The organism is Prauserella sp. PE36 (genome assembly GCF_003311655.1).
Classification (GTDB): Bacteria; Actinomycetota; Actinomycetes; order Mycobacteriales; family Pseudonocardiaceae; genus Prauserella_A; species Prauserella_A endophytica.
Window position 1 is genome coordinate 55,871 of the sequence record NZ_QEQT01000041.1, and the last position, 18,525, is coordinate 74,395.

At 71.6% G+C, this 18,525-nt stretch carries 16 protein-coding genes; 10 read left to right on the plus strand and 6 right to left on the minus strand.

Annotated features, from left to right (window positions below; genetic code table 11):
- Window positions 1–7: 7 nt before the first annotated feature.
- Together DI005_RS06815 and mdo are read right to left on the minus strand one after the other, a co-directional pair.
- Window positions 8–1,147 carry a MoxR family ATPase gene (locus tag DI005_RS06815; protein WP_199542566.1) on the minus strand — a complete coding sequence of 380 codons (1,140 nt, stop codon included), beginning with the start codon at window positions 1,145–1,147 and terminating at the stop codon, window positions 8–10.
- Between the two features lie 82 nt (window positions 1,148–1,229).
- Window positions 1,230–2,522 carry an NDMA-dependent methanol dehydrogenase gene (gene mdo / locus DI005_RS06820; protein WP_113641580.1) on the minus strand — a complete coding sequence of 431 codons (1,293 nt, stop codon included), beginning with the start codon at window positions 2,520–2,522 and terminating at the stop codon, window positions 1,230–1,232.
- Window positions 2,523–3,201: 679 nt separating this feature from the next.
- On the opposite strand from mdo, the gene DI005_RS06830 reads away from it, so the two are divergent.
- Complete coding sequence (locus DI005_RS06830; RefSeq protein ID WP_113641581.1) at window positions 3,202–4,002, plus strand: SRPBCC domain-containing protein; 801 nt, start codon at window positions 3,202–3,204, stop codon at window positions 4,000–4,002.
- Window positions 4,003–4,228: 226 nt separating this feature from the next.
- On the opposite strand, the gene DI005_RS06835 is transcribed toward DI005_RS06830, so the two are convergent.
- The 4 genes from DI005_RS06835 to eccCa form a co-directional block, all read right to left on the minus strand.
- Window positions 4,229–4,408: a hypothetical protein gene (locus DI005_RS06835; RefSeq protein ID WP_113641582.1), complete on the minus strand. Its 180-nt coding sequence runs from the start codon at window positions 4,406–4,408 to the stop codon at window positions 4,229–4,231.
- Between the two features lie 61 nt (window positions 4,409–4,469).
- Entirely contained in the window at window positions 4,470–5,690 is a 1,221-nt protein-coding gene (locus tag DI005_RS06840; protein WP_113641583.1) for a hypothetical protein, read from the minus strand.
- 2 nt (window positions 5,691–5,692) lie between these two features.
- Complete coding sequence (locus DI005_RS06845; protein WP_233520019.1) at window positions 5,693–6,028, minus strand: hypothetical protein; 336 nt, start codon at window positions 6,026–6,028, stop codon at window positions 5,693–5,695.
- On the minus strand, window positions 6,025–9,999 hold the full coding sequence (gene eccCa, locus DI005_RS06850) for a type VII secretion protein EccCa (RefSeq protein WP_113641585.1): 3,975 nt from the start codon (window positions 9,997–9,999) through the stop codon (window positions 6,025–6,027). Before eccCa ends, DI005_RS06845 begins: the two co-directional genes overlap by 4 nt.
- A gap of 216 nt (window positions 10,000–10,215) precedes the next feature.
- Between eccCa and DI005_RS38865 the strand changes: the two genes are divergently transcribed.
- The 9 genes from DI005_RS38865 (at window position 10,216) to DI005_RS06895 (ending at window position 18,521) form a co-directional block, all read left to right on the plus strand.
- On the plus strand, window positions 10,216–10,866 hold the full coding sequence (locus tag DI005_RS38865) for a hypothetical protein (protein ID WP_233520020.1): 651 nt from the start codon (window positions 10,216–10,218) through the stop codon (window positions 10,864–10,866).
- Between the two features lie 22 nt (window positions 10,867–10,888).
- Window positions 10,889–11,182, plus strand: coding sequence for a hypothetical protein (locus DI005_RS06860; protein WP_110341746.1), 294 nt, complete (start codon window positions 10,889–10,891; stop codon window positions 11,180–11,182).
- 147 nt (window positions 11,183–11,329) lie between these two features.
- The gene (locus DI005_RS06865; protein WP_113641586.1) at window positions 11,330–13,279 is read left to right on the plus strand and encodes a hypothetical protein; all 1,950 of its coding nucleotides are present in this window, start codon (window positions 11,330–11,332) and stop codon (window positions 13,277–13,279) included.
- Window positions 13,276–13,896, plus strand: coding sequence for an SMI1/KNR4 family protein (locus tag DI005_RS06870; protein ID WP_112271498.1), 621 nt, complete (start codon window positions 13,276–13,278; stop codon window positions 13,894–13,896). Before DI005_RS06865 ends, DI005_RS06870 begins: the two co-directional genes overlap by 4 nt.
- Before the next feature lie 19 nt (window positions 13,897–13,915).
- On the plus strand, window positions 13,916–15,397 hold the full coding sequence (locus tag DI005_RS06875) for a hypothetical protein (RefSeq protein WP_113641587.1): 1,482 nt from the start codon (window positions 13,916–13,918) through the stop codon (window positions 15,395–15,397).
- A 147-nt stretch (window positions 15,398–15,544) separates the two neighbouring features.
- Window positions 15,545–17,224: a hypothetical protein gene (locus DI005_RS38475; RefSeq protein WP_199542569.1), complete on the plus strand. Its 1,680-nt coding sequence runs from the start codon at window positions 15,545–15,547 to the stop codon at window positions 17,222–17,224.
- 12 nt (window positions 17,225–17,236) lie between these two features.
- A complete protein-coding gene (locus tag DI005_RS06885) occupies window positions 17,237–17,773 on the plus strand; it encodes a hypothetical protein (protein ID WP_113641588.1) in 537 nt (178 codons plus the stop codon).
- 29 nt (window positions 17,774–17,802) lie between these two features.
- A complete protein-coding gene (locus DI005_RS06890; RefSeq protein ID WP_112271491.1) occupies window positions 17,803–18,183 on the plus strand; it encodes a YbaB/EbfC family nucleoid-associated protein in 381 nt (126 codons plus the stop codon).
- Entirely contained in the window at window positions 18,183–18,521 is a 339-nt protein-coding gene (locus DI005_RS06895; protein ID WP_112271489.1) for a hypothetical protein, read from the plus strand. Before DI005_RS06890 ends, DI005_RS06895 begins: the two co-directional genes overlap by 1 nt.
- Window positions 18,522–18,525 lie beyond the last annotated feature (4 nt).

An 18,525-nucleotide genomic window follows, 5' to 3' on the forward strand; every position in this document is an offset into this window, starting at 1 on the left:
GCCGCCCCTACCGCGTGCGACGGCCGTGGTTGGCGACGAACGAGCGCTCCCCCTGGCTGCCGCTCACCCGGCGCGGCGCCGCCTGCGTGCCGGTGCGCTCGCCGTAGTAACCGGAGCCGTGCCTGCCGGGCGTGTCCCGCGCGGCCCGCAGCGCCGCGCCCGTTCCGGGGTCGTCGGCACCACCGGTTTCGGGTACGGGCACCGGCCGCTCCCCCTCCACGAGCGCGGGCAGCACGCGCAGGGCGCGCTCCACGTCGCGCTCGTACTTGGCCACCACCGAGATCGTGTCCTCCAGCAGCGCGGTGTCGGGCTCGGTGGCGCCGAGCAGCGCGAGCGTGCGAGCCCAGTCGATCGCCTCTGAGATGCCGGGAGGCTTGCGCAGCCCCTGCTCCCGCAGGCCACGCACCACGTCGACGAGGTGCCCGGCGACGGCCTCGGGCAGCCCGGTGCTCTTCGAGCGGATGATCTCCAGTTCCCGTTCCGCCGACGGGTAGCCGAGGAACAGGTGCAGGCAGCGGCGTTTGAGTGCGGCCGAGAGATCCCTGGTGTTGTTGGACGTCAGCACCACCAGCGGCACGTGCCGGGCCGTGAACGTCCCGAGCTCGGGCACCGACACCTGGTACTCGGCGAGCATCTCCAGCAACACCGCCTCCAGCGCTTCGTCGGCGCGGTCCACCTCGTCCACGAGCAGCACCACGGGCTCCGGCGAGCGGATGGCGCGCAGCAGCGGTCGCTCGGCGAGGAAGCGCTCGGAGAAGAACACCGAATCGTGCGCGCCGATCGCCTCAACCGCACCGGCGAGGTCGTCCGCGTCGGCCACGATCTGGGCGATCTTCTCCCGCAGGATCTGCGTGTAGAGCATCTGCTTGCCGTAGTCCCACTCGTAGAGGGCCTTGGTCTCGTCCTGGCCCTCGTAGCACTGCAGGCGCAGCAGCGGCCTGCCCGTCGCGGCGGCGAGCGCCTTGGCGAGCTCGGTCTTGCCGACCCCCGCGGGCCCCTCCAGCAGCAGCGGCTTGCCCAGCCGGGCCTGCAGGAAGACCGTGGTGGCCAGCGCGCGGTCGGCGAGATAGCCGACGTCGCCGAGCCGGGACGTGACCTCCTCCACGGAGGCGAACGACTGGGGGCGGTGCCCGTTTCGAGAGCTCACGCGCGGCAATCCCTTCGGTCGTGGGACGTGGGTGTTCCGCGGCGGCCGGACCCGCCGCGGAACACCCACGGGCTGGGGGAAATCAGGAGATGAGGTCGTCGAGGTCGCCGTTGAAGCAGTGGTCCACCACCGGCCGCACCGTTTCGAACGTCGTCTCCTTGGGGTTGCCCGGCGTGCAGGCGTCGCCGAGCACGTGGTTCGACACGCGGTCGACATCGGCCTTGTCGCCCTTGATGGTCTTGGCCCTGGCGTAGAACTCGGTGGGTCCCGTGCCGAGCCGGTTCTTCGGGTGCGTGTCCTGGGTGACGTCGACGAACCGCTCCGGGATGCCCACGTCGCGGAGCAGCCGGATCGCCGCGGCCACGGCGGCGTCGGCGGCGCGCACCTCGGTCATGCCGGTGGTGTCCACGCCCAGCGCCTCGGCGAGCTTCGCGTAGCGCTTGTAGGCCACGGGCAGGTTCCACGCCCACACGCGTGGCAGCGCGATCGCGTTGTTGAGGCCGTGATGGGTGTCGTAGAACGCGCTCACGGCGTGCGAGATCGAGTGGATCACTCCGAGCCCGCCGGAGTTGAACGCCTGCGCCGCCGTGTACTGCGCGTACATCATGCCTTCGCGGGCGCGCAGGTTGTCGCCGTGCCACGTCGCGGTGCGCAGGTGCTCGCCCACCAGCTCCGCCGAGTACAGGGCGCTGCCGAGCGAAGGGGTGAAGTCCAACCTGGACACATACGGCTCGGAGGCGTGCGCGAGCACGTCGAACCCGCACTGGGCGGTGAAATGCGAGGGGCAGTCGTAGTACAGCACCGGGTCGTCGATCGCGAGCGTCACCACCGAGTGGTCGTCGAACGCGACGTACTTGTGCGGGTTGGCGGGGTCGGTGGTGGTGTCGGTGATGACGTAGGCCCACGACGTCTCCGAACCCGTGCCCGCCGTGGTGGAAACCGCGATGTGCGGCGGGTTCTTCGGGTTCTCCGACTTGTTGAAGCCCTCGAACTCGTTGACGTTGCGCCCGTCGTGGGCCACCGAGATGCGGGCGCCCTTGCAGGCGTCGTGCGAGGAACCGCCGCCGATCGAGACGAAGCCGTCGCAGCCCGACTCCTGGTAGAGCGCGACGGAGTCCATGACGTTGTAGTCCTTCGGATTGGACTCCACCTTGTCGTACACGGTGGGCTCGAGGCCGTGGTACTTCAGCGACTCGACGATCTTGTGCACGATCTCGGTGCCCCGCAGCCCCGAGGTCATCACCAGCGGACGTCGCATGCCGATCTTCAGTGCCTCGGGGCCGATCATCTCGTGGGAGCCCGGGCCGAGCAGCGCGCGCGGGATCGGGTGGAACTCCTTGAGGGGAAACGGCTTGAGTAGTTCGTCGACCTGCATTGGCTGACCCTTTCCGTGATGGCACGTACTGGAGCCGAAGGTATGACCGGCGTCACGGCGCTCCAAGGGTCGCGAGCGGAAACCCCTCGCCCGGAACCGGTGTCCGGCCGGGTGGAGGGCACCCGCCCCCTCCACCCGGACAGGCCCGCGCGCGAGTCCCCCGCTCCGGCGCGCGAGTCCCCCCGTCCGGCGCGCGAGTCCCCCCGTCCGGCGCGCGAGTCCCCCCTTCCGGCGCGCGAGTCCCCCCTTCCGGCGCGCGAGTCCCCCGCTCCGGCGCGCGAGTTCCGCGTTCCGGACGGCGAGTTGCGCACTCGCCGCTGCGCGAACGGGCAACTCGTGGACCAGAGCGGGGGACTCGCGGACCGGAGCGGGGGACTCGCCACCCTGGGCGAACGCTGCCGCTGACCCGAGCCGGGAACGCACGACTCGCAGGCCGGAGCGGGCAACTCGCGGGCCGGAGCGGGCAACTCGCGAACCGGAGCGGGCAACTCGCGGGCCGGAGCGGGGGACTCGCGGGCCGGAGCGGGGGACTCGCGGGCCGTGCGCCGTGCATACCGAACCGGCCACGGGCGCAGACGCGGCGCACGCGCGTCGGCGCCCGCTGACGGACCCGGTTGACATGCAGCCGTTTGGCTGCCTATATTCAGGCAGCCAAACGGCTGCATATTCGAGGACGGCGATGGACGAGGTATTCAAGGCACTGGCCGACCCCAGCCGCCGCCTGCTACTGGACAGCCTGAACGCCCGCAACGGGCAGACCCTGCGCGAGCTGTGCGCGGGGCTGGAGATGGCGCGCCAGTCCGTCAGCAAGCACCTGGCCGTCCTTGAGGCGGCCAACCTGATCACCACGGTCTGGCGCGGCCGCGAGAAGTGCCACTACCTCAACGCCGCGCCGATCAACGCCATCGCCGACCGCTGGATCAACCGGTTCGACCGCGAGCGCGTGCAGGCCCTCGCGGACCTCAAGACCGCATTGGAGTCGGAACCCATGAGCAAACCGGAATTCGTCTACACGACCTACATCAACACCACGCCGGAACGCCTGTGGCAGGCCCTGACCGAGCCTGCCTTCACCCGCCGCTACTGGGGAGTCACCTTCGAGACCGACTGGCGCGAGGGCTCCACCATGGCGTGGGAGCAGAACGGCTGGCGCAGCGACGACGCCGCCCAGGTGGTGCTGGAGGCGAAGCCATACGAGCGACTGTCCTACGCGTGGCACACCTTCACGCCCGAGTTCGCCGGGGCGGTCGGCATGTCCGAGGGGAAAGTCGCCGCGCTGGCGGCCGAACGCCGATCGAAGGTGACCTTCGAGCTCGAACAGCAGGGCTCGCTGGTGAAGCTGACGGTCGTGCACGACGGTTTCGACCAGGGCAGCACACTGCTGGAGAGCATCAGCGAAGGCTGGCCCGCGCTGCTGGCGAGCCTCAAGACCCTGCTGGAGACCGGCGAAGCGCTGCCGGAGCCCGAACCGGCGGCCTGAACCGATGGCCCGCCATGCTCAGGCGGGCCGGGAGCTGCCGGGAGCCGGCGACGGGACCGTGGCCTGGCCGCGAGGTCCGTTCGACCGTGCCGACGAGACTGACCTGGCCTACCGGGACGCGCGCCGCCCACGCCAGCCGACGGTGACCTGATCGAAGGGCACACGATCCTGCGCGACCGGCACACCGCAGCCGCGCAGGCAGCCGGCCACCCGAGCGCGCCGGACCTCAGCGGTCAGGCTCCTCCTCGTCGGTGCTCGTCGGCCTGGTTTTCCCGGTGCCTCCCAGCCCCGGTGCGACGTCTGCCGGGTCGATGGTGCTCTCGTCCTTGTTCGGGCCGCCCTCGGGCGGATCGGGCTCGGGCACACCGGCCGCAGTACCTTCGTAGTCGTTCTGACGGTGCTTCATTGTCGGCTCCTTCGACGACCATGACCGGATTCCCGCTCGGACACACCGCAAACGCCCGCCGTCAAAGCCGGGGGCGGCGCACCCGCTTCGGTTCCTCGACCGGCTCCGGCTTCAACGGCGACGCCGCGCCCGGGTCCGGCACCTGCCACACCTCGTGGTCCAGCGCCTCGGGCACCGAGGGCTCCGGTCTGGCCGCCGTCCGCCCGGACATCGCGACCGGACGGAACCCGCTGCCTGCCGGGTCGCCGAGCGCCGAGCGTCCACGTAGCCGGGGCGGGACACCGGGCGTGGCCTGCGGGGTCCGCGTGCGCCGTTCGCCGTCGTCGAGCGACCGCGCCGAGCGTCTGCCCGACGTCGAACGGCCGGCGCCGGGCATCATCGGCGGCATCATCATCATGGGCGGGACCATGCGCCCAGCCGTGCCCTGCGACGCCGGCCCCGCGCCACGGGGCGACTCCGGTGGCTGCGGCGGCTGGGGGACTCCGCGGTCCTCCGTCATGGGCACGGGGTTCGCGGCCTGTTCGATCCGGGACGGTGTGTCCGGGCCACCGGACTCCGGAAGGGATCCGGCGGGGCGCGCGCCGCCGTCGCCGGGGGAACCACCGGCGATGTCGCTCGGGTCGAGCGAGCGGCCGCCCGGCGAGCGCGATCCTCGCGACTGCAACCCGCCCGGGACGTACCCGGCGCCGGGCGGCACGGCGACGAGACCCGGGATCGAGACGCTGCCGGGCGGCAACGCCGAACCGCCGCCCACGACGGGCGCCGACGCCAGGGCAGGCCCGCCCGCCAGCACGGGAGCGCCTTCTCCCGCACAACAGTCCCCCGCCGCAGCCGGTGACGAGTCACCGCCCGCGGCGAGGAGCACCGCCTCGGCGGCGGCGTGGAAGTACCGGTCGAGCTCGGTGAGGTGGACCGCCGCCTCCCGCGGGCTCTCGTCGGTCGCCCGCTCCACCGTGTCCGTCACCCTGGCGCGGGTGAGCAGCAGCTGCCTGGCGAGGTCGTCGAGGGCCTGCCACGGCCTGTGCTCGGTGATCCGCGTGAGCAGCTCGTCGACCTCGGCCTTGAGGCGCGTGGCCTCCCGGAGGAAATCGGCGCCGGTCGCGTCCTTCCACTGTGGACGTAGGCAGTCCAGCTCGTGGTGCAACGTGTCGGACAGCTGCCGCAGCTCGTCGGCGACCGCGCGCCACATCCGGCCGGCCTGCTCGACCCTCGGCAGGTGGGCGTGCGCCTCCACGTCCGCGACCGCGAACTGCACCATGCCGGGCAGGTTCCCGTACTCCACGCTCACACCTCCCTGAGCACGATGCCGAGCACCGTGCCCGTCACGGCCTGCGCACCCGCCCGGTCGGTCGCCTCGTAGTCCTCGGCCGCGGTGAAGGCCACCGCCTTCAGGGTCGCGATGGCCTGCGTGGTGTCGCGGAGGAAATCGGCGAGCGCCACAGTGGACAGTGCGTCTGCGGTCGTGAACGCCGCGCACGCCTGCGTGCCGCCCTGGCAGGCGGGTACGTCGACGACTTCGACGTCCACCCCGGGCGCGTGCAGCCGTTCGGCGAAGCGCCGCATCGCATCCGGGTCACCGTGCATCTCCTGGCGTGCCTCGCACATGGCTTCTCCGTTCACGCGTTGTCGTCCTTCGGCAGCCACGCGAGCTGGACGAGCCGGGGAGCGTTGCGCCTGCCGACCAGCCACGCCCTGCCCGGTGGCAGCAGCTCCGGTTTCAGCCCGCCGAGCAGGGGGCCCTCGTCCTTGTCGCCGGACATCAGCAGGCCGGGCGAGCCGATGTCGCGCAGCCGCGAGATGAACGGTTCGAACAGCGCCCTGCTCGCGCCTCCGGTCCGGCGTGCCAGCACCACGTGCATGCCGATGTCACGCCCCTGCGGCAGGAAGTCGAGGATCGGCAGGAACGGGTTGTCCATCTGGCTCACCACGAGGTCGTAGTCGTCGATGAGGATGAACAGCTCGGGCCCGCGCCACCAGCTGCGCTCGCGGAGCTGTTCCGGTGTCACGTCCGGACCCGGCAGGCGCGCCCTCATCTCCTCGGCCACCTGCCGCATCAGCCGGGTCGTCGATTCGCGGTCGGTGCCGTACCCGATGAGGTGCTCCGACCGGACGTCGCCGAGCAGGCCACGCCGGTGGTCGATGATGATCAGCCGCGCTTGCCGGGGTTCGTAGCTGTCGGTGATGCCGCGCGCGACCGTGCGGAGGAACGTCGTCTTGCCCGCCTCGGTGTCGCCGAGCAGCACGAGGTGGGCGTCCGAGGTGAAGTCCAGGCGCACGGGGCCGAAGTCCTGCTCGGCGATGCCCACCGCCAGCTTGTGCGACGCGGAGTCGTGCGCGCGCGCCAGCTGTGCGTACGGCAGCTTCGCCGGCAGCAGCCGCACGGCGGGCGCGGGCTGTCCCTCCCACGCCGAGGACACCGTTTCCACCAGCTCGCGCACCCCGCGCCCGAGGTCGGCCGGGTCGTCGACACCGTCGATCCGGGGCAGCGCGATGAGCAGCTGGTGCTTGCTCATCGTCACGCCGCGGCCCGGTGCGCCCTCGGGCACCTTGATCGCCGACGCGCGGTCGACCATGCTGTCGATCGGGTCGCCGATGCGCAGCTCCAGCTTGCTGCCGAAGAGGTCCCTGATGTTCATGCGCAGGTCGAACATGCGGGACGCGGACGCGACCACGTGCACGCCGTAGGCGAGCCCGCGCGCGGCGATGTCGGCGACCACCGTCTCCAGGTCCTCGAACTCGTTGCGCAGGGTGCTCCAGCCGTCGATCACGAGGAACACGTCGCCCCACGGGTCGCCGTCCGGCTGCTCGCGCCGCAACCGCCGGTATGACTGCATGCTGTCGACCTCCTGCTCCGCGAACGCCCTTTCCCGCTTGGCGATCAGGGTGCGCAGCTCGGCGATGGTCCGGCGCACCGCGCCGACGTTCTGCCTACCCGCGACGCCGCCGACGTGCGGCAGCCCCCGGAGGGAGCTGAGCGCGCCACCGCCGAAGTCGAGGCAGTAGAACTGCGCCTCCCTCGGCGTGTGGGTCAGGGCGAGGCTGGTGATGATCGACCGCAGCGCGGTGCTCTTGCCCGAGCGCGGGCCGCCGATCACGAGCACGTGGCCCGCCCCGCCGGACAGGTCCAGCACGAGCGGGTCACGGCGCTGGTCCAGCGGCCGGTCGAGGACGCCGATCACGGCGCGCAACGCCCCGGCGAGCCGTTCGTCCGTGCAGCCGTACCCGCGCTCGTCGTCGCGGGTGAGGCCGGGCAGCAGCGAGTCGAGCGTTGGCGACTCCGCCAGCGGAGGCAGCCACACCTGATGGGCCGGGGTGCCACGGCCCTTCATCCGGTCGACGATGATGTCCAGCAGGCTCTCCCCCACCGTGTCCTCGTCGGCGGGTTTCTCCGTGACCGCCCCGTCCTCCTCGACGGCGGGCGCCTCGTACCGCGTCGAGTACTCCAGCAGCTCCACGGCGCCGTCACCGCTCTGCTCGGCCCCGCGCACGTCGGGCAGGTGGTAGGTGCCGGAGACGTAGGCCGACCGGAACCGGAGCATGGACTCGTTGTCGGTCTTGAGGAACCCGTGGCCCGGCGCGCGCGGTAGCTTGAACGCGTCGCCGACGCCGAGCACGGTCCGGCTCTCCATCTCCGAGAACGTGCGCAGGCCGATGCGGTACGACAGATGGGTCTCCAGCCCGCGCAGCCTGCCCTCCTCCAGGCGCTGGCTCGCCAGCAGCAGGTGCACGCCCAGCGACCTGCCGACACGGCCGATCTGCACGAACATGTCGATGAAGTCGGGTTTGGCCGAGAGCAGCTCGCTGAACTCGTCGCAGATCACCAGGAGCGTGGGCACCTCGGGCAGCGGGGCACCGGTCGCGCGCGCCCGGTCGTACTCGCGCAGCGACGCGAAGTTGCCCGCCGCGCGCAGCAGTTCCTGCCTGCGCAACAGTTCACCGTTGATCGCGTCGGTCATGCGGTCCACCAGAGGCAGCTCGTCGGCGAGGTTGGTGATGACGGCGCTGGTGTGCGGGAGCTTGTCGAGGGTGGCGAACGTGGCGCCACCCTTGAAGTCGACGAGCGCGAAGTTCAGCGAGCTCGGCGGGTGGGAGACGGCCAGTGCCAGCACGATGGTCCGCAGCAGCTCGCTCTTGCCGGACCCGGTTGCGCCGATCAGCAGTCCGTGCGGGCCCATTCCGTCCTGCGCGGACTCCTTGAGGTCCAGCTCGGCGGGCGTGCCGTCGGTCCGCATCCCGAACCGGATCCGCAGCCGGTCCTTCGTCGGCCGCTGCACCCAGGTCTCGGCGGGGTCGAACGTGCGCGGGTCGCCGATCTCCAGTAGCTCGGCGAGGTCGAGATCGGTGCTCAGCGGTTGCTCGCCGCGCCTGCCCGCGGTCGCCCGCAGCGGTGCGAGCTGCCTGGCGATGCCTTCCGCCGAGGGCACGTCCAGCTCGTCGGCCCAGCCCAGCTCCACCGCGCCCTCGATGGTCTCGCTGGTGAGCGCGCCGTCCGGGCCGACGTCGAGCACGATCGTCGCGGGGTCGAGCGCGCGCGGCGGCGGGGTGCGGAGGTCGATCACGGTGACGCCCTCGAGCCCGCCGTCCACCATGAGCGTGTCCGAACCGGCGGTGGAGCCGCCGTCCAGCACTACGACGACGTGCGGCAGGGAGTCCCGGTGGTCCACGGCTGGGTCGAACCTGCGGCGCTCACCCAGGAGGTCGTCGATCATCGCCTCGATCGAGACGATCGAGCCCGCCACGAGCCGCAGCGGCCCCACGGCGTCGGTCCGCTCCGGGTGCAGGGCGTGCGGCAGCCACTTGAGCCATTCCCATTCTCCCTGGGTCTCGCGCATGGGACAGGCGGCGATGCGCAGGTCGTCGGGCGACTGCAACGACGCGAGCTGAACGAGCACGGCCCGCACCAGCGCGGCCGACCGGTCGCGGTCGCCGCGCACGTAGACGCGGCTGAACCCGTTGACCGCCATGGCGAGCGGCAGCCCGGGAATCGCCGTGTACGTGGTGAGGAACCGGCGCAGCGCCAGCGCGGACAGCGGCTCCAGCTGTTCCAGCGGCTTCGCCTCCGGCGGGACGAGCGTCATCGCCGGACGCTGCGGCCCCGTTCCGATGCGGGCGACACCGAAGTCGGCGTCGAGGGGACGGCGTTCCCACAGCCGGTGGCTCGCGACGAGGGAGAGCAGCGCGGCCGGCTCCGGATGCAGGTACACCATGGCGTCGCGCTGCTTGTGGATCGCGCGGATGAGCCGAAGGCGGTGCCTGCCGAGGTGCCGGAGGTAACCGCGGCGTTCCTGGCCCATCTCCCGCTTGCCCGGTCCCGAGGAGTTGATCAGCGAGACCACGAGCATTCCCAGCATGCCCACGCCGAACAGGCCGAAGACGACGAGCCGCAGCACGCCGGAACCCTGACCGAAGCCGCTGGAGAACAGCAGCATCATCGCGGCCATCATGGCGATCATCGGGATCACCATGAGCACCTGTGTCCACTGTCGACCGCCCGGCTGTGGGATCTCGGGCGGAGGATCCAGGATCAGCTCCCCGGACGGTTGCTCCGGCGCTGGCCTGCGAACCGGCCTGCGCACCACGACGGTGGCCATCACGATCCCCTTCCCGGCCGAGCACTGATGTCGGCGATTCTCGCCGCGGTCCGGTACCCGGTGGGCTGACCTGGCAGGAACGTGCCGCGCGCCACTGGCGAGTGCCGCTGCCGGGCTAGCGTCCGCTCGTGCCCGTGTGCCGTTCGACGTCGATCCGTGAGGCGGCTCGCGGGGACGCTCAACCGGCGCGAGCCGGAAGGATGGAAGGAGAATCCTGTGACCGGTAGCGGTCTGATGGACGCCAACACGGACACACTCGCGCGAGTGGTCCAGATGGCGGCTGTGGTGGTGCAGGAGATCGAGGGTCACCGCAGCAAGCTCGAGGGTGAGGTCAACACCGTCATCCCCGCGCAGTGGAACATGGAGCAGTCACAGGCGCTGCTCGTCGCGCACAAGAAGTGGGACATGGCGATCCGCAACCTCCTGCAGAAGCTGGAGAAGCTGGGCGGCGACACCCAGTTCGCCATGAACGACTACATCAACACCGACCAGCAGGGCGCCGCGTGCTTCAACGGCGCACAGGGCGGTGGTGCCTCCGGGTTCGGCGGTGGCTTCGGGTTCGGCGGCGGATTCGGTGGTGGCGACACCGGGTTCGGCGGCGGCTTCGGTGGCGGTGGCGGCTTCGGCGGTGCGCTCGGGGGTGACCTCGGCCTCGCCGGCGACCTCGGCGGTGGCCTCGGTGACCTCGGCGGCGGTGACTCCGGAGGCGGCGACGGCGGAGACTCCGGCGACGGCGACTCCGGCGACTCCGGTGGTGGCGGCGCGTCCGGCAAGGGCGGCGGCGAGGCAGGCGAGCACTGCGACGACGACGGCGGCTCGTCCTCGGGTTCGACGTACGCGTTCGCCGGGGTGCTTCGCACTTCCTGAGATGACGGAAAGGAGTTGAACCATGCGTAAACTCGCGATGTTCGGTGCGCTGGACGGCCTTTCGATGAACATGAACGGCTGCGTCAACGGCGTTCAGCAGTCGATCGACAACTGGGGTCAGGCATCGGGCATGACCCAGGCCGACTGGCTCGACCAGGCCGGCGGCCAGTTCGCCGAGATCAGCAGGGCGTGCCAGCAGGTGATGGCCGCGGGGCAGGAACTGATGCAGGCCATGAACCAGGGCGTGCAGACCTGCAACCACGAGAACATGGCCGCGGTGCAGCGATCCTGCGGGCGGCTCGGTTCGAGCATGTGACGACCGCGGTCGCCAGATGTCCCGGTGCGCGTGAGCGTGCCGGGACATTTTTCTTGGCCGGAAAGGGACAACGGCGAAGGTGAGCCCGTTCTCTCCGGCACAGTGGGTGTCCACATGCGATTCGCGTGACGCGCGAAGGAGACCGTCATGGCCGATCCTGGGGCGGCCGAGCCCGCCGCAGATCCCGCACCCGCCGAGGAGTCGGCACCCGCGGACCCCGCACCCGCCGAGGAGTCCGCACCCGAACCGGCGCCCGAAGCCGAGAAGGCGTCCGAAGCCGGGGCCGCGGCGGAGAAGGCGCCCGCCGAGGATCAGTCGGCGCAGCCGGAGGACGCGCCTCCCTCCGACGAGTCCCCGCCGAGCGAGCCGGAGCCCGGAGGCGAGGAGGCGCAGCGGCCCGCCGAACCCGCCCAGCGGGAACCGGACGGCGAGGAGGCCCCGAACGAGTTCCGGGACGCGGTACACGAACAGGAACCGCCGGTCGGTCCGCCCGACGGGATGCGAACGGTGGCCGAGGAGGCGAGCAAGGTCCGCGACACGGCCTCCACCGCCGCCGACAAGGCCGAACGCGCCTGGGCCGAGACCGAGGGCGGGTGGAACGACCCGGCTGCCGCGGAGGCCGGAAAACGGGCGGCCGAGCTGGCCGAGAGCAACCGGGCGACGGGCGAGCTGGCGAACTCGGTGTCCGAAGCGGCCGGTAAGAGCGCGGAGCTGGTCACCGAGACCAGGCGGGCCGACGAGCAGTCGCTCGTTACCGGCGAGGGCGACTGGATGACCGCCCGCGCGTTGCTGCCGGAGGGCGAGCGACAGGTCGCCGAGGCGCAGACCGTCTCGTCGACCGTGGCGGAGACCCGGCAACGTCACGCCGCCGCGGAGGCGGGCATCCGGAGCACCTGGGAGGAGATCTACGACGGCGCCGGGGACCTCTTGAGCAGCGCCTCGGACGCGGTCGAGGACTTCGGCAACAAGGCGGACGAGGTGATCAGCGAGGCAGGCGAGCACGCGGGGAGCTTCGTGAGCGACGTGGCCGAGTCAGCGGGTGAGCTGGTCGGCGGGCCGGTCGGGCGGGCGGTCGGCGAGGGAGTCGGTGACGCCATCGGCGGCGAACTGGAGACGGGCGGGGAACTCCTCGGCGAGTACGTGGACGGCGTCGTCGGCACCGTTGGCAACGGCATGGAGACACTCGGCGAGGTGTCCGACGAGATCGGCGACGGCATCCGCGAGGGAGACCTCTGGCAGATACCCGGAGACGTAGGGGCCGAGATCGGGGAAGGTGTCGCCGAGAACGTCGAACACTGGGTGGAGACCGGCAACGACATCGGCGCGGCGATCGGCGAAGGCGTCGGCCAAGACGCCGAGAATCTCGCCGAGGCCGGGGCCGAGATCGGCGAGGCGTTCGGTGAGCTCGACAGCGCGACGGACCAGCTGCGCGACGCGGGCGACGTCGTCGTGGATTCCGCACTGCACCTCGGCGAGGCCGCCGACGACGTCCTCGACGCCGCAGGCTCCGCCGTCGGAGCCGGCCTCGCGGCTCTGGGACAGGCGGAGGCGGGCCTCGCCGTGGCAGGCGCCGCCGATGCGGCAGGCGATGTCGTCGGCCAGGAGGCGCTGGCGACCGGCGCGGGGATCCGGAACTCCGTCTACGACGCCGCACAGGGCCTGGACGGAACCGACCGGGCACGGACCGTCTACATCTCCCACAAGCTCCACGAGCATTCCGCGCTGCACATCGACGAAGCACAGAGCGGAACCATCTGGCAAGGGCACCAACGCGAGACAGGCCCCCCGATGGGACGGGTGTTCGAGGTCGATCGCGAAGGGGCGGCGGGCCGCCGTGCGGCTGCCATCGGCGCGGTTCCGCCGAGTTCGACACTCGATCGCGACGAGTACCCACCCGCCGTCGCGAAGACGACCGGTGACAAGAGCGTCAAGTACGTCCCGTTCTCCGACAACCGCGGCGCGGGCTCGTCGATGGGCAACCAGATCAACGGACGCGACGCGTCCATCCAGCGTCAGCTCGACGGGACCGGGTTGCCGTTCTTCGGTGACGGTCGCGTCGACAACGGCGACCTGATCGAACTGAGGACCTTCCGATGAACACTGCGCTGACAGAACTCCTCGAGCGCGCCAGGGGCCCGCTCGGCTCACCCGTGGACGTCGAACTCGGCGCCGGGCCTTCGCGTCAGCTCGCCGAGCTGCTGTCGACGTTGAACGGGTTCGCGTTGTTCGACTACGGCGTCCAGGTCTTCCACGCCGGACCGTCCGGGCTCGGCCCGGAACTCGCGGCGTGGAACGCCGAGGACACCTGGAAGGACACCTACGGCGATGTCGCCGACGGGCTGCTGTGCTTCGCGCAGGACCTCCTCGGCGTGCAGTTCGCCATCGAGGACGATCGGCGAGTCGTGTCGTTCGATCCCGAGACCGGCGAGCGCACCGCCATCGGCGCCGGGCTCGGTGACTGGGCCACGTGGTTGCTGGAGGATCCCGGCCCGCGTGGCGCCGGTCCGCTCGCCAGGTTGTGGCAGGACACCCACGGCGCGCTCGGTCACGACGAGCGGTTGCTGCCGCTCACGCCGTTCGTGCTGGGTGGCGCGTACGGGCTCGACAACCTCGTCGCGCGCGACGCGGTGACCGCCATGCGGAGCCGCGGAGCCATCGCCCGGCAGCTCCACGAGCTGCCCGACGGCACGCCGATCTCGTTCACCACCGGTTGAGTCCCCGAGGAGCACCGAGATGGCCGAGGAAGCACCCGGCGGCGAGGCACCGGCGCCCGAGTCCGCACCCGCCGAGCAGCCCGCACCCGAGGCGCCCGCAGAGCAGTCCGCACCCGCCGAGCAGCCCGCATCCGAGGCGCCCGCGGAGCAGGACGCGCCAGCCGGACAGACTCCGGCAGAGCAGGAAGCATCGGCCGAGCGGGAAGGTTCCGCCGGGTCCGCGACACCACCCGCCGAAGCCGGGCAACCCGGCGAAGAACGGACCGAGGGCGAACCCACCGAGCAGCACACGGGACCGCAAGCCGATGAGGCGCCCAGCGAGTTCCGCGAGGCGGTCCACGCGCAGGAGCCGCCCGTCGCGTCGGGCGAGGGGATGCGCGCGGTGGCCGACGAGCTGGACAAGGCGGACGAGCGCGTGACCACCGCCACCGAGGAGGGCACACGCGCGTGGGCGGCCACCGAGCAGGGCTGGAGAGGCGCACCGGCCGACGAGGCGGGACGCCGCGCGGCCGAGCTGACCGCGAACGGCAGGGCGACGGGCGAGCTCGCCAAGTCGGTGGCCAACGCGGCGAGGGTGAGCGCGGACCACGCCGACCAGGCAAGGCTCACTGACGAGGACCTGCTCACGCGGGGCGAGGGCGACTGGCAGCTCGCGCGCACGTTGTTGCCCAACGGCGAAAGAGAGGTCGCCGAAACGCAGGTCACCGCCTCGACCGCGGAGGCGACCCGGCAGAACCACGCCGCCGTGCAGGCGAGTATCCGACAGGCGTGGGAAGGGGTCACCGAGCCGGACGGGCCCGCCGAACCCGGCAAGCCCGACCTCTACGAGGCGGCCTCCGGAACCGTTCAGCAGGCGGCGCGGAACCTGACCGAGGCCCAGAACGCCTTGGAAAAGGCCGGGCAGGACGACCCCGTCACGAACCTCCCGGCCCCACCGTCCGATGAGGACCTGCTACGCGACTACCAGGTCGAGGACGACTGGCTTCCGCCGATCCAGGCCGGAGGCCACACGTTCACGTGGAGCGAAGCGCTGGCGAGCCTGGAGGGCGGCGATCCGGCACGGCACCTGCTGATGGAGGACACGGCCTCCAACGCTCCCCTGCGGGTGTTCCCCGACCCGGACGGCGACGAGGGCCCGCTGGGCGGCCGGAGCGGCACCGGCAACAACCACCGCGACGCGTTCCGGCACGCCTACTGGAACGCGCTGATGACCAACGCGTTCGGCGAGTCGTCGGCCGCGAGGGTCGGCACCGGCCACGAGCGGCGCCCCGACGACCCCGAGCAGGACCCGATGTTCGAGGCACGGGCGGAGGCGATGGATCTGTACAACAACCAGATCGGCAGGCAGATCGCCGAAAGCCTGGGCCCCGATGCCCCGGACGACATGCTTCGCGGGGTCATCGAGCGGGCCGTGCGCGAGGGGAAGCTCGTGGTGTTCAACGGGGACTACACCCGGCTCGTGCCCAGCGGAGGCGCCGAGGACTTCCCGGTGCCGCGATGACGGTTCACCGCACCCTCGGCGGATTGCCCGCGATGACGTGAAGGCCGAGATCGGCTGGCCGGAACAGGCCACCGGCCGCCGCATCGCGCGTGCCACCACAACACTGGGGTTCGGCTCAGGTGATCGACTGTCCCAGGGAGTACCGAGATGGCCGAGGAAGCAGGGGGCACCGGTGGCGCCCCGGCCCCACCGGCGGAGGAGCCGCCCGCCGAACCGGCTCCCGCGGAGCAGCCACCGGCAGAGGAGCCTCCCGCGGAACAACCGCCCGCCGAACAGCCACCGGCAGAGGAGCCTCCCGCGGAACAACCGCCCGCCGAACAGCCACCGGCGGAGGAGCCGTCCGCCGAGCAGCCTCCCGCCGAGACCCCACCGGCGGACGCCGAACCCGGGGAGCCCGCACCGGACGGCGGCGAGGCCGACGCCGCACCGGGCGAGGCACCCGGAGAGACGGACCCCGGCCCACCGGCGGCGCCCGGTCAGCAACCCGCGCCCGGCGAGCAGGGCCGGCCCGCGCCGCAGGACGGGAACCAGGCCAGTGGTGACGAGCTCAAGGACCGTGTGCTCGCCGAAGCCCCACTGCCCGAGACGGACCCGAAGGCGCTCCGCGCCGCGGCCGACGGGCTGAAGCAGACCGGAACCCAGGGACAGCAGGCCGCCGACGAGGCGCTGAAGGTCGCCCACGCCGCCGGTCCCGACTGGCGTGGCCGTCCGGGGCAGCAGTTCGGCGAGCAGGCGACCGCCGAGGCCGAGCGGACCAGAGCCGTCGGGGAGGAGATGACCAAGCTCGGTGACGGTCTCGCGAGGGGCGCCGACACCGTGGACGCGCTCAGGGATGGCCGGCTGGCCGAGATCGAGGACGGCCGCCCGATCTTCGACCTGAGCCGGACGATGCCGCCCGGTGAAGCCGCCTTCGCCGAGGAGCGGGTGGTGCGGGACCTCGTCGCCCGCGGCCAGGCGATGACGGAGCAGGCGAAGGAACAGGTCCGCGGCGCCTTCGAGGGCTGGAACGTCAGCCCGGTCCAGCACGAGAAGCCGCCGCAGGAGATACCCCACCGGCTCGACATCGAGCTGGGCGACAAGAAGGGCCAGCTGCGCGGCCCGGCAGGCGAGAAACTGTTCGGCGCCAACAAGACGGGCGACCAGATCGACCGCAGCAGGCTGAGCGACGGGCAACTGGAGCGAAACTACGACGCCGTGCGGGACGCGTCGTTCAAGGTCGACTCCGGGATGCGCGAGCTCGAGATCGCGGGCAAGGACGTGCCCGCCAAGTTCGAGGCCGAGGTCACGGGCTGGCACAGCACGGGGTTGCCGCAGGACGGGTCGCTGTACACCGAGTGGCTGGACACGCCGACCCCGCAGGCAGGCCGGTTCGAAGGCAAGGCGGCCTGGGGCGCCGGGGGTTCGGTGGCCACGCGCACCGATGTCGGGGACGCCTCGGCGCGAGTCAGGGCGGAGGCGCTGGCAGGAGGCGAGGCCGAAGCGTCACTCGACGTCGGCGGGCGGTTCTTCGGTGCCGAGGCGGGCGCCTTCGCCGGAGCCAAGGCGAACGTGAGCGGTTTCGCCGACTACGGCGGCATCGGCGCAGGCGGCAAGGCCGAGGCGCGGGTCGGGATCGGGCTCGACGGCGGCTTCACCGCGGGCAAGCAGGGCGACAAGTGGGTGATCGGCGGCAAGGTCGGCGCCGCGCTCGGCATCGGCGGGAAGCTGGAGGGACAGATCGTGATCGACCCGCAGAAGGCCACCCAGACCCTGAAGGACGTCGGTTCGGCCATCGCCGAGGGCTTCCGCAACCCCGGCCCCGTGTCGCCCTATGCCAACTACTTCTGACGGAGACCGGTCATGACCACGACAATGCCCTTTCCCATCGAGTTCGTGATACCGGATGGCTGGCGGGCCCCGAGTGCGCGGGAGGCCGAGACGCCCGACGGCGTGGTCGCCGCGGTGCACCCCGAGCAAGCCGCGACCATCACGGCCGCGGGCGAGCTGATGGCCGGCGAGACCGGGCTGCCCGAGATCGCCGACCACGCCATCGCGATGCTGCGGCGGTCCGGCGCCCACGTCGAGGTGCTGAGCCGGACGGAGGTCGGCACGCCGGACTCACCTGGGCTCGCACAGATCCTGCTCGTCGGGCCGGAAACCGTGCAGTGCCAGGCGTTCCTCGCGATGGTCGACGTCGAGGACAGCCGGAAGCGCGCGGTACTGCGGATCGTGCTCACCACGAGCAGGGACCACGTAGAGGCTCTGGTGGGCGACTTCCAGCGGTTCCTCGGCACGGTCCGGCTGGCGACCGGCGAGGCCGCGCAGCCCGCCCCGCGCCCGGAGGAGCGGCCGGTCCCCCGGCACACCCGGGCGGTGGCGCCTGGCGAGAACACCTGAGTCACCACGGAAAAGACCAAGGAGGCCACATGGTACGGCCGACGATCGACCCAGCCGCGCGCAAGGCTGACTACGAACGGCTGCGCGACGACCTGCTCCGGATCAGGCAGCGGATCGCGGACATCGAGGCGACCGCCGACTCGCCTGACGGGCTCATCAGCGCCACGGTGGTGGGCCGCGGCGAGCTGAGCGAGCTGTACCTGGACCCGAGGATCTACCGGACCACCGACTCGAAGGCGCTCGCCGCGTCCATCGTGGACACGATCAGGGAAGCGGTGACGCAGTCGCAGGAACAGCTGTTCGAGATCACGAAGCAGTACCTCCCACCGAACGCGAAGTTCCAGGAGACGGACGTCCACACCGGACCCTTCTTGCACCAGCTCGACAGGAAGATCAAGGGAGAGTTGTGATGGCCGACTACGACATGGACCCGGACGCCGTGACACGGGGCATCAACCGGCTACGCGCAGCGGGCGAGGACTTCGGCAGCGCGTGGGAGAACCACAAGCGGGCCATCCAGGCGGGGCAGGCCGGGATCGGCGGTGACTCGCTGGCGCAGGCGTTCCTGGAGCGTTACCTGCCGCTCGCGGAGCAGCTGACCGCCAGGGCCGACGCCATCCCCGGCGCTTACGGCGGGCTGTGCGACGACGCGATGGGCTGCGTCAACGACTATGTCGCCGCGGAGAGTCAGGGCACCACCTCGGTGAACCGGCTGACCGGCACCGATCACCGGGAAACCTCCGCGTAGCACC

Excerpts from the sequence above, each read along its gene's own strand:
- DI005_RS06885 (WP_113641588.1), top strand. The coding sequence starts at position 17,237 with ATGACCACGACAATGCCCTTTCCCATCGAGTTCGTGATACCGGATGGC.
- eccCa (WP_113641585.1), bottom strand. The coding sequence starts at position 9,999 with ATGGCCACCGTCGTGGTGCGCAGGCCGGTTCGCAGGCCAGCGCCGGAG.
- DI005_RS06875 (WP_113641587.1), top strand. The coding sequence starts at position 13,916 with ATGGCCGAGGAAGCACCCGGCGGCGAGGCACCGGCGCCCGAGTCCGCA.
- DI005_RS06835 (WP_113641582.1), bottom strand. The coding sequence starts at position 4,408 with ATGAAGCACCGTCAGAACGACTACGAAGGTACTGCGGCCGGTGTGCCC.
- DI005_RS06890 (WP_112271491.1), top strand. The coding sequence starts at position 17,803 with ATGGTACGGCCGACGATCGACCCAGCCGCGCGCAAGGCTGACTACGAA.
- DI005_RS06860 (WP_110341746.1), top strand. The coding sequence starts at position 10,889 with ATGCGTAAACTCGCGATGTTCGGTGCGCTGGACGGCCTTTCGATGAAC.
- DI005_RS06870 (WP_112271498.1), top strand. The coding sequence starts at position 13,276 with ATGAACACTGCGCTGACAGAACTCCTCGAGCGCGCCAGGGGCCCGCTC.
- mdo (WP_113641580.1), bottom strand. The coding sequence starts at position 2,522 with ATGCAGGTCGACGAACTACTCAAGCCGTTTCCCCTCAAGGAGTTCCAC.
- DI005_RS06865 (WP_113641586.1), top strand. The coding sequence starts at position 11,330 with ATGGCCGATCCTGGGGCGGCCGAGCCCGCCGCAGATCCCGCACCCGCC.
- DI005_RS06830 (WP_113641581.1), top strand. The coding sequence starts at position 3,202 with ATGGACGAGGTATTCAAGGCACTGGCCGACCCCAGCCGCCGCCTGCTA.
- DI005_RS06895 (WP_112271489.1), top strand. The coding sequence starts at position 18,183 with ATGGCCGACTACGACATGGACCCGGACGCCGTGACACGGGGCATCAAC.
- DI005_RS38475 (WP_199542569.1), top strand. The coding sequence starts at position 15,545 with ATGGCCGAGGAAGCAGGGGGCACCGGTGGCGCCCCGGCCCCACCGGCG.